Genomic DNA, 15,255 nt, shown 5'->3' with positions numbered 1-15,255 from the left:
TCTATTGATGGCCCAGCTGATCTAAATCCGGATCGAAGTTGAACGATTTCGAATAGAGCTCTCGTCTAGGCCGACCAGAGCTTTCGATCTTTCCGGGGTCATCACGGTTTCACGCCCGCGTAACGACGGGTCGCCGAACATCCGACCCGACACGAAGTCCGTCGGTCAGACCCCGCCGGCATTCTGCGCTGCGTCGTGCTCCATTCGATATCGCGACGACGACCGTCGGCGCTTCGAGCTGCGCGTGCGGATCGAAAACCCCTCATCCACGCCGCCTCATTCATGAAGCCTCGGACGGACACTCCGAGAGGCAATCAGACAATCGCACGCACCCATCCGCTGCGCGCAGCTTGACAGGCTGACTGATCAATTCCATTATTCAGCATAATAAACGAGTTCAATATTTTGAACAAGCCTGGGAGGGCGAATTGAGCGGGCGTGGTGCGGAGCGGATTCTCGATTTGCTGGAATGGCTGTCCGCGCGCTCGGAAGGGGTGTCGCTGACCGAGACCGTGCTGGCGCTGGACGTGCCGAAAAGCAGCGGCCTTCTTCTTCTTCGTCTCCTGACGGAGCGGGGATATGTCGAGCGTTCGAAGGGCGGCACGTACACGCTCGTGAGGCTTCCCGGCGAAGTTCGCCGGGGCAGCGACGCATGGGGCACCTTGCTACGCGTCTCGGACGTCCCGTTGCGCGATGCGGTGGAGGCCTCGAACGAAACGGGCTTCGTGGCGGTGCTGGAAGGCGCGCAGATCCGCTATCTCACCAAGTGCCTGCCGAGCCGCGAAATCCGCTACGACCGCGACATCACGCATCTGCGCCAGGCGCATCTGGTGGCGAGCGGCCTGGCGATCCTGTCCGGCTTCGACGAGGCGGCGCTCCACGCCCATCTGGAATTCGCGCTGCCGATGCCCGAAGCGCGCTCCGACGTTCTCGCCGCCGTCGCCAGGGCGCGGGAGAGCGGGTGCGCCGTCAACCTCAAGGGCGTGGTCGAGGGAGCGGCGGGAATCGCCGCGCCGATCCGGGACGCGGACGGACGCATCGTCGCCGCCATCAACATATCGGGACCACGCGAGCGCATCGTCGCTCACGTCTCCGAACTGACCGACATCACCATCCGCACCGCGCAAAGAGTCTCGGAGGAACTCGCGCGGCGAAGCCGGATCAAACCAGCATCCAAGGGAGGAAACGACGCATGACCAAGATCAGGATGGCCCTATGGGCGCTCGGTGCCGCCATCGTCTCGGCGGGCACCGCAGGCGCGCAGGACGCCAAGGTGCCCGAAGGCTACCCCGCCGACTACCAGACCGTCATCGAAGGCTCGCGCGGCGAGAAGGGCCTCGTGATCTATTCCAACATGGCGGACAACAATTGGGGGCCGGTGCTCGAAGGCTTCCGCGCCGCCTATCCCTGGATCAAGGTCGAGACGCTGGATCTCGGCTCGGGCACCGTGCATTCGCGCTGGGAAGCCGAGGCGGGGTCGGGATCGCGCACCGCCGACGTCCTCGTCTCCGGTGCCAACGACCGTTGGGCCTCCTACGGCATCGACGGCAAGATGATGCCCTACGAGAGCCCCGAACTCGCCAAGCTGCCGGACTTCGCCAAGCCCTATCCCGGCGTCACGGTCCTGTCGGCCGATCCGCTGGTCATCACCTACAACGCCGCGCTCCTCACCGAGGAGCAGCGCCCGACCGGCTTCGCCTCGCTGGTCGAAGACGCGCTGGCCGACAAGGGCGCCTTCGACGGCAAGATCACCACCTATGACGCGGCGCGCAACTCGTTCGGTCTGGCGGCGTGGTGGAACTACATGAAGGTCAAGGGCGACGACGGCTGGAAGCAGCTCGCCTCCATCGGACCGATGATCCGGGGCGAGGTGTCGGGCGGCCCGATGAACGAGAAGATCGCCACCGGCGAATACGTCACCGGCATCGCGGTCTCGGGCATCACCATCTTCCCGCGTCTGGAGCAGCCGGGCGGCGAGCTGCTCGGCTTTGCCTTCCCCGACGACGGCACGATCATGATGCTGCGCGGCATGGGCATTCCCAAGGGCGCCGCCAATCCGAACTCGGCCAAGCTCTTCGTCGACTATGCGCTGAGCCACGACGGCCAGACGCTCATCGGCAAGGGCGGCCTCACGCCCTACCGCGACGACGTGGACGAGAAGCAGGTCCGCTACACGTTCCAGGGCATCGCGGCCCAAGTCGGCGAGGACAATCTCATCGTCGCCGGTTTCGACAAGGGGCTGATCGACGAGGCGCCGGCCTTCGTCGAGAAGTGGAACGCCGCGCTCGCCGGGCGCTGACCGTCCGACCCGCCGGGCGCGGCGGCTAGACGCCGCGCCCCACATCCTCGATCAGCGGATCCAAGCCATGACAACGACCGCGCTGGACCGGGCCGACACGCCCGGTATCGACCGCTCGCGCCTGATCTTCTGGGGCGTTGCCGTCGTGACGACCCTTCTGGTGATCGGGCCGATCGCGCCCATCATCGCCCAGGCCTTTCTCGACAAGCCGCTTTACGCACCCGACACCGAGTGGACGCTGACGAACTTCGCGCGCCTGTTCGGCGATCCCGCGATCCTGACCATCTTCGGCAACACGCTTTACTTCGCGGTGCTGACCATGGTGGTGGCGCAGGTCTTCGGCTCGGTGATGGCCGTGGTGATCGGGCGCACCAACCTGCCGGCGCGCAAGTGGATCGGCGAGATCCTGATCTGGCCGCTCTTCGTCTCCAACCTCGTGATCGCCTTCGGCTGGCTGTCGATGTACGGACCCTCGGGCTACATCTCGCTCGCCGTGCGCTCGTGGTTCGGCTTCATCCCGTGGAACCTCTACTCGCTGACCGGCATGGGCATCGTCGCCGGGCTCAGCCAGGCCCCGCTCGCCTATCTCATGTGCCTGGGCGCCGTGACCAAGGCCGACGCGCAGCTCGAGGACGCCGCCCGCTCGGCGGGCGCCGGCCCGTTCCGCGCCCTCTTCTCCGTCACCGTGCCGATGATGCGGCCCGCGATGATCTATTCGGCGGTCCTCAACTTCGTGATCGGGGTCGAGATGCTGGCGATCCCGCTCCTGTTCGGCGCGCCGAGCGGCATCAACACGGTCACCACCTTCCTCTACAATGTCGGCATCAACGCCGCGGTGCGCCCGGACTACGGCATCGTCGGCGCGGCGGCGCTGATCCTGCTCCTCGTCGTCGCCGGCCTCGTCTGGCTGCAGGGCTTCCTGATGAAGGGGTCGGGACGTTTCGTCACCGTGCGCGGCAAGGCGAGTCGGGCCTCGACGCTCGACCTCGGCCCCTGGCGCTGGATCGCCTTCGCGCTGGTCGCGGCCTATGTGCTCTTCACGATCGTCGCCGTCTTCGCGGGGCTCGTGATGCGCTCGGGCGTGTCCTTCCTGACGCCGCTCATTCCGTTCTGGAAGCTCCTGACAACGGCGAACTACGAGACCGTCTTCGCCTCGGACACCTATGTCCGCTCGATCGTCAACTCGGTCCTGATCGCGCTGATCGGGGGCGTCATCGGCACGTTCTTCATCGCCGTGATCGCGCTCGTCGCCCGGCGCTCGGAGTTCCGCTTCGCGCGCGCCTTGGAGTATGTCGCGCTCTTCCCGCGCTCGCTGCCGGGCATCATCGCGGGCCTCGGCTTCTTCTATGCCGTGGTCTGGATTCCGGGTCTCGACGTGATCCGCGGCACGATCTTCATTCTGATCATCGCCTTCATCCTGCGCTACATCCCGGTCGGCTTCGGCGCCATCGCGCCGGCCCTCTCGCAGATCGGCGACGAACTGGATCGGGGCGCTCGCATCTCGGGCGCGGACTGGTGGACCACGGTAACGCGGATCATCCTGCCGATCCTGAAGCCGGCGCTCTTCTCCTGCTTCGCCCTCCTCTTCATCCACTTCTTCAAGGAATACGTGACCGCCGTGTTCCTGTACCAGCCGGGGTCCGAGATCATCGGCTCCACCATGCTGCAGCTGAGCGCGCAAGGCGACAACGGACCGGTCGCGGCGCTGGCCACGATCCAGGTCGTCATCACGGCTCTCTTCGTCATCCTCGCGCGCCGCATCTTCGGAGCAAAGATCTATGGCTGACCTCGTCCTCGATCACCTCACCATCCGCTATGGCGGCGTCACAGCCGTCAACGACATCTCGCTGACCGTGGGCAAGGGCGAGTTCCTGACCTTTCTCGGCCCGTCGGGTTGCGGCAAGTCCACGACGCTGTTCTCGATCGCCGGGCTGAACCACGCGACGTCCGGCACGATCCGGATCGGCGACACGGTTCTGTTCGACGGCCAGCGGGGTATCTCGATCGCGCCCGAGCGCCGCGACATCGGGCTCGTGTTCCAGTCCTATGCGCTCTGGCCGCACAAGACGGTGGCCGAGAACCTCGCCTTTCCGCTGAAGCTTCGCAAACTCGGCCGCGCCGAGCGCGACGACCGGATCCGCGAAGCGCTCTCGCTGGTCGAGATGATGCCCTATGCCGAGCGCTATCCGTTCGAGTTGTCGGGTGGCCAGCAGCAGCGCGTGGCGCTGGCCCGCGCGCTGGTCTACCGGCCACGCCTCCTCTTGCTCGACGAGCCCCTGTCCAACCTCGACGCCAAGCTGCGCGAGCGGGCCCGCGTCTGGCTGCGCGAGCTTCAGGAGCGGCTGAACGTGACGACGATCTACGTCACGCACGACCAAGCCGAGGCGCTGGCCGTGTCCGACCGGATCGCGGTGATGAGCATGGGCCACTTGCGCCAGCTCGGCACGCCCAAGGAAATCTACGAAAACCCCGCCGACGCCTTCGTCGCCGACTTCATCGGTTCGTCCAACTTCCTCACCGGCAACATGATCGGCGAGGCGGGCGGCCGCGCGCGGGTTCGATTGGGCGACGGGACCGAGCTTTCCGTCCCCGCGGGCCGCGCCTCGCCCGACGGCGGGCTTGTGGTCGCCGTGCGGCCCGAGCGGATCGAACTCGTGGAGGGGCCGGGCGAGAACGCCATTCCCGTCGAGATCGCGCAAGGCACCTATCTCGGCTCGGTCTACCAGTACGAGGTTGCCGGCGGCGGCTCGCGCTTCCGCATCCAGACCACGCGCCCCGTCGAGACGAAGACCGCCTTCGTGCGCATTCCGCCCGAAGCCGCGTCGATCTTCGCGGCCGGTCCGGACGCGAAGTGAGGAGCCATGTCATGACGAACAGCCCCAACGTCGTCCGCTTCGACGCGGCCGCGACCGGCCCCCTGTCGGGCGTCCGCGTCCTCGACCTGTCCCGCCTTGTGGCCGGCAACATGCTATCGGTCCAGCTCGGCGACTTCGGCGCCGACGTCGTCAAGATCGAGTCCTCGGCGGGCGACCCGCTGCGCGACTGGACCGACGACGGACAGTCGCTTCACTGGAAGACCTACGGCCGCAACAAGCGGTCCGTGCTTCTCGACCTGCGGCAGAGCCACGACATGGACGCGCTCGTCGCCCTCGTCCGCACGGCCGACGTCTTCATCGAGAACTTCCGGCCGGGCACGCTGGAGACGATGGGCCTCGCCCCGGAGCGGCTTCTGGAACTCAACCCCGACCTGATCGTGGTGCGCATCTCCGGCTTCGGCCAGACCGGCCCCTACGCGCAATATCCCGGCTTCGGCACCCTGGTCGAGGCGATGAGCGGCTTCGCCGCGCGCACCGGCTTCCCCGATCGCGAGCCCGTTCTGCCGCCCCTGGCGCTGGCCGACATGATTTCCGGCATCTACGGCGCGCAGGCCGTCACCATGGCGCTTCTGGCACGCGAAAAGGGCCAGGCGCGCGGACAGGTGATCGACCTGTCGCTTCTGGAGCCGATGTACGCCGTGCTCGGGCCGGAGGCCGCGATCCACCGCGTCACCGGCAAGGTGAAGCAGCGCACGGGCTCGGCCTCCAACACGGTCTCGCCGCGCAACGTCTACCTCTGCTCCGACGGAAAATACGTCGCGCTGTCGGGCTCCATGCAGGTGGTCGCCATGCGCATCTTCGACATTATCGGCCATCCCGAGATGAAGAGCGACCCGCGCTTTGCCACCAATGTCGAGCGCGTTCGCAACCGCGCGGCGGTGGACGAGGCGGTGGGCGCCTGGTTCACGCGGCACACGCGCGACGAGGCGCTGCGCATCATGCGCGAGGCGGGCGCAACGGTCGGTCCCGTCTACGACATCGCCGACATCGCCGCCGATCCGCATTTTCGCGAGCGCGGCGTGATCGTGGAGGTCGAGGACGCCGACAACGGCACGCTACCCATGCACAACGTTCTGCCGCGCCTGTCGGAGACGCCCGGCGGCTGGCGGCGCCCAGCGCCCCGCCTCGGCGAGCACACGGACGAGATCCTGAATGAGGCCGGCATCACGCGCGCGAGCCGCGCGGAGCCCGGGAAGCGCGCCTCGTGATCCGCTCCCTCCTCTATGTTCCCGGCACGAGCGAGCGCTTCATCGCCAAGGCGCACGAGCGCGGCGCGGACGCGATCGTCGTGGACCTCGAAGACGCCGTCACGCCGGAACGCAAGGTCGAGGCGCGCGACAAGCTCGCCGAAACCGTCGCCGCCGTGCGCCGGGGCGGCGCGCTCGTCTTCGTGCGCATCAACAACGACCCCGAGCTTCTTCTGCCCGATGCGCAAAGCGCCTGCCGGGCGGGGGCGGACGGGCTCTACGTGCCCAAGGTCGGGGACCCCGCGCTGCTGGCGCATCTCGCCGCAGACCTCGCGCCGATCGAAGCCGCCCTCGGCCGCCGCCCCCTCGCCTTCGTTCCGCTGATCGAGGACCCAGGCGCGATCTTCGACGCGCGCGCCATCGGCCGGGGACCGCGCGTCCTCGCCCTCAGCGCGGGCGCCGAGGATATCGCCACCGCCATGGGCGCGGAGCCGACGCCCGACGTCCTGCGCCTTCCCAAGCTGCTGATCCACATGGCGGCCAAGGCGGCGGGCGTCCTGTCCTTCGGGCTTCTTCGCACGGTCGCGGACTATGGCGACCGGGCCGCGCTGGCGGCAGCCGCCCGCGAGGCCCGCCAGTTCGGTTTCGACGGGGCGAGCTGCATTCACCCCAGCGTCGTGCCCGTGCTGAACGAGGCCTTCGCCCCGGGCGAGGCCGAACTCGACTTCGCCCGGCGCGTGGTGGATGCCCAAGCCGACGCGCGACGCGACGGGCGCGGCGCCTTTCTGGTCGACGGGCGGTTCGTCGACGCCCCCATTCTCGCCCGCGCCAAACGACTGCTGGCCCTCGGCGCGACGGTTTCTTCGAAGACAGGAGGTCGTGATGCCTGACGCATCCCCCAAGGAAGGCACGCGCACGCGCCGCATTCTCGTGACCCACAATTCCATCGCGCCGTCCGCGATCGAGCTTTTGAACCGTCACGACGTCGACGTCTTCTTCTCGCCGCCCTACGACGCGCCGGAACTCGTGGCCGAGCGCGCGCGCCGGCTGGAGGTCGACGCCATCATGGTGCGCCAGGGCAAGGTCAACGATCTCGTCATCGGCGCCTCGCCCAAGCTCAAGGTCATCGTCAAGCACGGCGTGGGCATCGACAATATCGATGTCGTGGCCGCCGCCCGTCGCGGCATCCCGGTGCTGCGCTCGCTGGGCAGCAATTCGCTGGCCGTCGCCGAGCACACGATCGCGCTGGCGCTGACTCTCCTCAAGGAAGTCCATCGGCTCGACGCGGCGGTGAAGGGCGGCGAGTGGCCTAAGCCCAGCTTCATCGGGCGCGATATCGCCGGTTCGGTAATTGGCCTCGTCGGCTTCGGCGCCATCGGTCGCGAAACGGCGCGCCTTGCCGATGCGCTCGGCATGGAGGTCACGGTTCACGACCCGATGGCCAGCCCCGGCGCGATCGAGGCCGCCGGCTACACCAGCGCCGAGCGGCTGGACGATCTCCTGCGCGCGGCCGACATCGTCAGCCTCCACTGCCCGCTGACGCAGGGCACGCGCCATCTCATCGACTCGCGCAGCCTGTCGCTGATGAAGCCGACGGCGCTCCTGGTGAACACGGCGCGCGGCGGCATCGTTGACGAGGCGGCACTGGCCGCGGCCCTGACGGAGCGGCGCATCGCCGGCGCGGCGCTCGACAGTTTCGCGAGCGAGCCGCCGGCGACCGACAGCCAACTCTGGCAAGTGCCGAACCTCCTCGCGACCCCCCATATCGGCGGCGTCACGAACGGGTCCGCGCGGGCCATGGCGGAGATCGCCGCTCGCCACATCATCGACGTTCTCGACGGAAAGGCCCCCGATGCGGCGAGCCTGTCCTCGCCCGACGCCTTCGCCGCATAAAACCCTTTTGGAGGACGCAACCCATGCCCGTGGGCTTTCGCATCAACCGGACCTGGACCCGCATCGCCGCCGCGATCGTCGAGGACGCCCGAACCCTCCCCGTCGCCAATGTCAGCGATTGCATGTCGCGCATCGCGGCCGGCGGGCCGCAGCTTCGCCCGATGCATCGGGCCGGCGTGCTGGCCGGGCCGGCCCTCACGGTGCGCACCCGCCCCGGCGACAATCTCATGCTGCACAAGGCGATCGACATGGCCGAGGCCGGTGACGTGATCGTGGTGGATGCGGGGGGCGACTGCACCAACTCGCTGATGGGCGAGCTGATGCTGGCCCACGCGATCGGACGCGGCGTCGCCGGCTTCGTGCTCTACGGCGCGATCCGCGACGCCGAAGCCTTCCGCGCACGCAACCTGCCGGTCTTCGCGCTCGGCGTCACGCATCGGGGGCCCTATCGGACAGGGCCGGGCGAGATCGGCTATCCCATCTCCTTCGAGGGCATGACCACGATGTCGGGCGATCTCGTGCTCGGCGATTTCGACGGCGTGGTCACCGTTCCACGGGCGGACGCGGAGGCGGTCATCGCGGCGGCCCATCGCAAGCACGCCGCCGAGACACGTCAGATGGCCGAAACAGAAGCGCGCACCGTCGACCGCTCCTGGGTCGACAAGGCGCTGAGCGAAGCCGGCTGCACCTATGAAGACTGTCAGTTCGCCTGAGCTTGACGGCCGCACCCGCTTTCGGCCCGCATCGAGCTCATCGAGGCGAAGCGGAGACCATGATGCGATCTGCCACATGCGGCAGGGCGAGACTTCGGGAGGCGGGAGCACCATCTTGCTGACATGACGGAACTGACGGTCTGGTACGACGGGTCGTGCCCCTTATGTCGACAGGAGATCGCGCTGATGCGTCGGCTCGATCGCCGGGGCGCGATCCGCTTCATCGATGCGGTGGAGGCCGGACCGGCCAGCTGCCCTCTCGACCGGGGCGACCTCCTTGCCCGCTTCCATGCATCGCAGAATGGTCGCCTGTTCAGCGGTGCCGAAGCGTTCGCCGCCATGTGGCGCGCCATTCCGCTTCTTCGCCCTCTCGGATGGGCGTTTCAGCGCCCCTTCGCCCTGGCGCTTCTGGAGCGGCTCTACCGCCGGTTCCTGCGGGCGCGCCCGGCGTTGCAGAGATTTGCCCGTCGGCTGGAGCGCCCATGAGACCGAAGCCCGAGCCCGCCGCCCCCGGCCAGGAAAGCGTCTGGTCGTTCCCTCGCCCCGCCATCGCCCAGCCGACCGAAGCCCATGTCGTCATCGAGCATCGTGGTCGCCGGATCGTCGACAGCCGCCGCACGGTCCGCACGCTCGAGACCAGCCATCCGCCGAGCTACTACATCCCGCGCGAGGATATCGAACCCGGCGTCCTCGCGCGGACCGAGGGCAGCTCGTTCTGCGAATGGAAGGGCGCGGCGGTCTACTGGAACGTCGTGATCGACGGTCTCGTGCTCGATCGGGTCGGATGGAGCTATCCCTCGCCCTCGCCCACCTTCGCCGTTTTGAAGGACCACGTCGCCTTCTATGCGCGTCCGTTCGATCTCTGCTCCGTCGACGGGCAAAGGGTGACGCCGCAGGCCGGCGCCTTCTACGGCGGGTGGATCACCGATGGATTCGCAGGCCCGTTCAAGGGCGGACCGGGCAGCGCGGGATGGTAGGCGCGTAGGCGTCGGGGCGACGGCCCGAAGCGGCGTTCTGGGCCGTGCGGTCGGCCGTTGCGGCAGGGCAAATGGAGCGGGTGCTAGCGAGCATCCCGAAGCGTCTTGCCGAAGAACGCCGCCAAGACCTCGGCGGCTTCGTCGATGAAGGGGCGCTTGTCGTACAGGTCGTAATGCCCCGCGCCCTCGACGACATGGAACCCGCGTCGATTTCGAGCGCGCTCGAACAAGGTCTGGCCGTCGGCGTAGGAGAAGGTGGCGCCGAGCCTGCCCGCGACGATCACCTGCAAGGGTTGGATCAGAAGCTCGCCGACCAGATGAAACGCATCGAAGCCCATCATCGGGCCAAGACTGGTGAAGATGCGACGGTTGGTCGAATGTTCGCTGTAGCCGCGCGGCGTTCGGTAGAAGTCGACGGCATCGAGGAGATCGGGGTCGGTGATCCCCGCCGCGTGCGCCTCGTCGAGCGTGTCCGGTATCCAGGCTTCCCGCTTCGGCGCGCCGCCGCGAGCCTCGATCGTGCGCTGTCGGCCCACGGCTTCCAGCATCTCGCGGATGGCATCCGGCGTGCGACCGCCCTGGCGGCGCGCCCGTCCGATATTGACGGGCACCACGGTTCCCAGCGCCTTGACCCGGTATTCCGTCAACGCCGCGCTGACCGCATAGCCGCCGCCCGCGCAGATGCCGAGAAGCCCGACGCGCTCTTCGTCGACAGCCGGCACCGTCATCAGGTAATCGACAGCGCACCGTATGTCCTCGATACGTGCCGCCGGGTCTTCGAGGTCGCGCGGTTCTCCCCCGCTCTGCCCTTGGTAGGACGGGTCGAAGGCCAGCGTGACGAACCCTCGCGCCGTCAGTCGCTCGGCATAGTTCGCGCCGATCTGCTCCTTCACGCTGCTTCCCGGCGTCGCGATGATCACCGCCGGGAAGGGTGGCTGGCCGTCGTCCCCGTGCGGTATCCGGAGATCGCCGGCGAGCTCGATCGCGCCGTTGCGGAACGACACGTGGGTCAGTTCGTGGGTCAGTTCGTGGGCCATGCCTTGGGTGTCCTTCAAGCTGAGCCGTGCCTGTCGAGATCGCACCCGGGAGCGATGCCCGGCCGGGTCGGAGGTCCTCCTGATCTATGCTTCCATCGGCCGACCGGAAGGGAGGCAGCGATGGCAAAAGCTTTGTCGGTCGATCGTCCGCCTCCGGTTTTGCGGCCGATGCGCTGGGTTTCGTGGGATCGCCGCTCGGGTCCGGGCGAGCAACGCGGCATCCGTGCTCGCCAGCTTGCAATGTAAAACGATCGCTTTACATGGCCGTCCTTGGAAACCAAGGGAACGGCCATGGACACGAAAACCAAACTCACGGCTGTCGCGGAATCCCTTTTCGACCGCCATGGCTACACGGCAACCGGCATCGATCGACTGACCGAGGCCGCCGGGCTGTCGAGCCGCACATTCTACAAGCACGTGGGCAACAAGGCGCAGCTCATGGCTCGCGTGCTCGCCGAGCGTGACCGGCGCTTCATGGCCGGGATCGAAGTGAAGAGCGTCGACGCGCTGTTTGCCGCGCTCGAAGACTGGGGCCAGGCCGAGGGCTCTCGCGGCTGTCTGTTCCTGCGGGTCAACGCGGAGACGGGCGGGACCACACCGGAGATCGCCGAGGCCGTCGCCGCGCACAAGCTCGCCTTTCGCAAGCGTATCGGCGAGATCGTCGCCGCCGATCTCGGGCATGACGACCCGGCGTTGAGCGAGCAGGTCCTGGTTCTCATGGAGGGCGCCACCCATGCCGCCCTCTATCTCGGGCCAGAAGCCGTGCGCGCCGCGCGGTCGGCAGCGCGCATCCTGACTGACAGGGCGCGGGCATGAGCCCGGCCCTTCGCATCGGCGCGATGGGTTTCGGCCTGATCGCGCTGTGCTACGGCTTCGCCCGTTTCGCCTTCGGTCTGTTTCTGCCTGAGATTGACAAGGATCTCGGTCTCGGGACCTCCTTGAGCGGCGTGATCTCAGGCGGCGCCTTCGCGGGATATTGCATCGCCATCGCCGCCTCGGCTGCGCCGACCGAACGGGCGGGGCCTCGCATGGTCGCGACCGCTGCGGCCATCGTCGCGGCGCTGGGCATGGCGGGGATCGCCCTCGCCCCGTCGCCGACGATCCTGGCCATGGCCGTCATCGTGGCCGGCTTGAGCACGGGTCTGGCGTCTCCCCCCATGGCGGCGGCGGTGGCGATCGCCGTTCGCAACGATCGGCAGGACATCACCAACACCACGATCAATGCCGGGACGAGCGCGGGCGTGGCTCTGTCCGGTCTGGTCGCTTTGGCCATGAGTGGGCAATGGCGGTTGGCCTTCGGCCTCTTCGCGTTCGCGGCGGCTCTCCTTGCGATCGCGGCCGCGACGTCGCTTCCGTCCGCGGCGGGCCGCAAGGCCGCCGGCGGCTTTCCCGTGATCACGGGTCCGATGCGGCGCCTGATGGGAGCCACGTTCCTGGCGGGTATGGCGAGCACCGCCCTGTGGTCCTTCGGCGGCCAGCTTGTCTCGCAGCGCCTCGGCTGGGGGCCGAGCGAAACCGGAATCCTATGGAGCTGCATCGGCGTCGGCGGTGTTCTGGGCGCTTGGTCCGGGAGCCTCGTCTCCCGCTTCGGGCTCGACCCTGTCCATCGCACGTTCCTGGCGCTGATGGCGGCGAGCATCCTTTTGATCGGCTCAAGCTGGGTGACACCCGCGCTCGCTTTGATCTGCGGCCTTTTGTTCGGAGCGGCTTACGTGATGCTGACCGGGGTCTACCTGCTCTGGAGCGTGCGCGCCGTATCGGACCGCCCTGCGGTCGGACTGATGATCGGCTTTCTGACATTCGCCGTGGGCCAAACCGCCGGCGCGCCGATCTTCGGGTTTCTGATGGCAGGTCCTGGCCCAGGGCCGGCGGTCTTGTGTTTCGCCGCTCTTGCTGTCTCGGCCGGGATCGTCCGCGCGGGGAAATCGTGCCGAGAATAGCCCTCGAAAATGCTCGTCCTGTCAGGCGCGCGCTTCGAGATCCATGACGAGGCTTCGCTTGGGCCGGAGCGTGACCTTCATGATCGCTTCGGGATCGGACGCGCCGCGACGCGCGAGCCGGTGTTCCGGCAGGAGAACCGCTAGGATGGCGACCGCCTCCATCAGCGCGAAGACATTGCCGATGCAGACGCGAGGACCGGCGCCGAAGGGCATATAGGCGTAGCGGTGACGGGCCTTGGCTGCGTCCGGCGCGAAGCGGTCGGGATCGAAGGTTTCGGGATCGTCCCAAAGGGCGCCGTGATGGTGAACCGCGTGGATCGGCACGTAGAGCACCGTTCCCTCCGCGATCTGGCGGCCGCCCAGAACGATGTCCCGAAGCGCCGTGCGCGTGATGATGGGGGCGGGGGGATAAAGCCGCATGGCTTCGGAGAAGACCTGCTTGGTATAGGCGAGCTCCGCGATATGCTCCGCCTCCACCGGTGCGCCGCCCGTAACAGCGGCGATCTCCGCCAGCACCTTCGCCTCCACGGCCGGGTGTTTCGCCAGGAGGTGGAAGGTCCAGGCGAGGCCCAGCGCCGTGGTCTCGTGGCCCGCCGTGATGAAGGTCATGAGATTGTCGACCATCTCCTCGTCGCTCATGGTCCGTCCTGTTTCGGGATCGGCGGCGGAGAGGAGCATGCCTACGAGATCCTGCCGGGTCTCGCCGCTCCGGCGGCGCCCGGCGACGACCGAGGCCAGGCTGGAGCGCAGAAAGGCGACGGCGGCCTGCGCCTTTCCCCGGCCGGGATACGGCATCCAGTCGGGCGCGCCCAGGATGCCGAAGGCGAACACCCAACCGCTCGGGGCGAGATAGTCGGTGATGCCGCGCTCCACCCGCGCCACGTCGATGCCGGCGCCGCCCGACATCATGGTCTCCACGATGATGTCGAAGGTCGTGCGCATCATCTCGTGGGAGATATCGACGCTTTCGGCCCGGTCCGCGCGCCAGCGCCCGCTCGTCCGCCGGGCCGCCGCGATCATCGCGGGCTGAAGGGCCAGCAGCTTGTCGTGGCGAAAGGCGCCGGCGACGGACTGGCGCTGCCATTTCCAATGGGCGCCGTCAGCCGTCAGCAGGCCCTGCCCGAGCGCCGGTCCGAGCGCGCGGCGCACATCCTCGCCCTTTCCAAGCGCGTCGGCGTTCTTCACCAGGGCTTCGTGAATGAGAACGGGATCGGAGAGATAGACCCGGTCCCTCCTGGCGAGGCGCGAGACGACGACGGGTTCGCTGTAGACCTCCGGCGGCAGCGCCTTCAGCGGATCGCGAACGATGGCGACCAGGGCGCGAGCCGTCGAACCCGCCTCCCGCAGGAAGCCGGGCGTGGTGGAAGAAGATGGAAGTTCGGCTGCGTGGGTCATGGAAATGCCCTTGAATGCGAGTCGGAAGCGGCCAGTTGATGGTATAAGGTAGACGCCTTAATCGGGCAGAAATAAGGTGATCACCTTACAGAGGGCGGCGGGTAACGATGATGATCGAGAGAGAGATGGGCGGGCCGAAGCGCGGCCGAACACGCGAGCGCATCCTCGACCTCACGCTCGCGCTCTTCAACGACCGCGGCCCCGAACGCGTCACCACGGCGGAGATCGCCCGCACGGCGGGAATCAACGAGGGCAATCTCTATTACCACTTCCGCACCAAGGAGAGCCTGGTGCTGGCGCTGTTCGCGCGGTTCGAGGACGAGGCTGGCGCGCTCGCGGACCGGGACGTCCCGCCCTCGCCCGGCGAGGCGCGAACCTATGGCGAGTTCCTGGCCTCGTGGTTCGCGATCGTCTGGCGCTACCGCTTCCTGTTCCGCGATCTCCTGGCGCTGACGACGGAGAGCCCGTCCCTGGTGGAGCCGATCCGGGCCTTGAGCGGGCGGATGCGCGTAGCCGTCGAGGCGCTGGTGCGGCGGATGATGGCCGATGGCCTCGTCTTCATTCCCGAGGACGACCTCCCGGCGATCCTCGCGAATGTCTGGATCGTCTCGACCTATTGGGCGGTCTATCTCAGCCTTCAGGAAGGCGTCGATCGCCTCGACGACACGCATCTGGGCTGGGGCCTGAACCAGGTGTCGAGCCTGTTCAGGCCCTATCTCACACCGTCTGCCAGGGACGCGTTGTTTTCGGCGTCCGAGCCTGGGGACCCGCCAGCGGTGTGAGGCAATCGGACGATTGAGTGAGAGCCTTTAAGCCGTCACTCCGCAAGCGAACCGCGTCCCGCGATCGCACGGTTGCCCAGCCGTCGCAAATGCGGTCGTATGTCGGTCGCCGTTCGAAGGCGGCTCGAAGCGGTTTGCCGAAAATTGGCTCGGCGT

Annotated in this window: 15 protein-coding genes; 13 read left to right on the top strand and 2 right to left on the bottom strand. The window is 67.7% G+C overall.

Annotated features, from left to right (window positions below; translation table 11 throughout):
- Positions 1–428: 428 nt before the first annotated feature.
- The 10 genes from M673_RS19805 to M673_RS19760 all read left to right on the top strand — a co-directional run bounded on the left by M673_RS19805 (position 429) and on the right by M673_RS19760 (position 9,945).
- Positions 429–1,196: an IclR family transcriptional regulator gene (locus M673_RS19805; protein ID WP_061978447.1), complete on the top strand. Its 768-nt coding sequence runs from the start codon at positions 429–431 to the stop codon at positions 1,194–1,196.
- Positions 1,193–2,299 carry an ABC transporter substrate-binding protein gene (locus tag M673_RS19800; protein WP_061978446.1) on the top strand — a complete coding sequence of 369 codons (1,107 nt, stop codon included), beginning with the start codon at positions 1,193–1,195 and terminating at the stop codon, positions 2,297–2,299. Before M673_RS19805 ends, M673_RS19800 begins: the two co-directional genes overlap by 4 nt.
- Before the next feature lie 67 nt (positions 2,300–2,366).
- Positions 2,367–4,085: an ABC transporter permease gene (locus tag M673_RS19795; protein ID WP_061978445.1), complete on the top strand. Its 1,719-nt coding sequence runs from the start codon at positions 2,367–2,369 to the stop codon at positions 4,083–4,085.
- Complete coding sequence (locus tag M673_RS19790; RefSeq protein ID WP_061978444.1) at positions 4,078–5,154, top strand: ABC transporter ATP-binding protein; 1,077 nt, start codon at positions 4,078–4,080, stop codon at positions 5,152–5,154. Before M673_RS19795 ends, M673_RS19790 begins: the two co-directional genes overlap by 8 nt.
- A gap of 11 nt (positions 5,155–5,165) precedes the next feature.
- The gene (locus M673_RS19785; protein ID WP_061978443.1) at positions 5,166–6,383 is read left to right on the top strand and encodes a CaiB/BaiF CoA transferase family protein; all 1,218 of its coding nucleotides are present in this window, start codon (positions 5,166–5,168) and stop codon (positions 6,381–6,383) included.
- A complete protein-coding gene (locus tag M673_RS19780; RefSeq protein ID WP_061978442.1) occupies positions 6,380–7,252 on the top strand; it encodes an HpcH/HpaI aldolase/citrate lyase family protein in 873 nt (290 codons plus the stop codon). The genes M673_RS19785 and M673_RS19780 overlap by 4 nt, the downstream gene beginning before the upstream one ends.
- Positions 7,245–8,255, top strand: a complete 1,011-nt coding sequence (locus tag M673_RS19775) for a hydroxyacid dehydrogenase (protein WP_061978441.1) — start codon at positions 7,245–7,247, stop codon at positions 8,253–8,255. Before M673_RS19780 ends, M673_RS19775 begins: the two co-directional genes overlap by 8 nt.
- A 23-nt stretch (positions 8,256–8,278) precedes the next feature.
- A complete protein-coding gene (locus tag M673_RS19770; protein WP_061978440.1) occupies positions 8,279–8,968 on the top strand; it encodes an RraA family protein in 690 nt (229 codons plus the stop codon).
- Between the two features lie 123 nt (positions 8,969–9,091).
- Positions 9,092–9,454, top strand: a complete 363-nt coding sequence (locus tag M673_RS19765; RefSeq protein WP_061978439.1) for a thiol-disulfide oxidoreductase DCC family protein — start codon at positions 9,092–9,094, stop codon at positions 9,452–9,454.
- Positions 9,451–9,945 carry a DUF427 domain-containing protein gene (locus tag M673_RS19760; protein WP_061978438.1) on the top strand — a complete coding sequence of 165 codons (495 nt, stop codon included), beginning with the start codon at positions 9,451–9,453 and terminating at the stop codon, positions 9,943–9,945. Before M673_RS19765 ends, M673_RS19760 begins: the two co-directional genes overlap by 4 nt.
- An 83-nt stretch (positions 9,946–10,028) precedes the next feature.
- Here the strand turns inward: M673_RS19760 and M673_RS19755 are convergent, their stop codons facing one another.
- Positions 10,029–10,982: an alpha/beta hydrolase gene (locus tag M673_RS19755; RefSeq protein ID WP_061978437.1), complete on the bottom strand. Its 954-nt coding sequence runs from the start codon at positions 10,980–10,982 to the stop codon at positions 10,029–10,031.
- A gap of 291 nt (positions 10,983–11,273) precedes the next feature.
- On the opposite strand from M673_RS19755, the gene M673_RS19750 reads away from it, so the two are divergent.
- Complete coding sequence (locus M673_RS19750) at positions 11,274–11,798, top strand: TetR/AcrR family transcriptional regulator (RefSeq protein ID WP_061978436.1); 525 nt, start codon at positions 11,274–11,276, stop codon at positions 11,796–11,798.
- Positions 11,795–12,922 (top strand): MFS transporter, encoded by a 1,128-nt coding sequence (locus tag M673_RS19745; RefSeq protein ID WP_061978435.1) that lies wholly within the window; start codon positions 11,795–11,797, stop codon positions 12,920–12,922. The genes M673_RS19750 and M673_RS19745 overlap by 4 nt, the downstream gene beginning before the upstream one ends.
- Before the next feature lie 21 nt (positions 12,923–12,943).
- Here M673_RS19745 and M673_RS19740 read toward each other — a convergent pair whose 3' ends face one another.
- Positions 12,944–14,317 (bottom strand): cytochrome P450, encoded by a 1,374-nt coding sequence (locus tag M673_RS19740; protein WP_061978434.1) that lies wholly within the window; start codon positions 14,315–14,317, stop codon positions 12,944–12,946.
- A 107-nt stretch (positions 14,318–14,424) separates the two neighbouring features.
- Here M673_RS19740 and M673_RS19735 point away from each other — a divergent pair, with 107 nt between their 5' ends.
- Entirely contained in the window at positions 14,425–15,099 is a 675-nt protein-coding gene (locus tag M673_RS19735) for a TetR/AcrR family transcriptional regulator (protein ID WP_061978433.1), read from the top strand.
- The last annotated feature ends 156 nt before the right edge of the window (positions 15,100–15,255 follow it).

Source organism: Aureimonas sp. AU20 (genome assembly GCF_001442755.1).
GTDB lineage: Bacteria > Pseudomonadota > Alphaproteobacteria > Rhizobiales > Rhizobiaceae > Aureimonas.
Note: the sequence above shows the minus strand (reverse complement) of the source record. Positions and strands in the feature narration are given on the sequence as shown.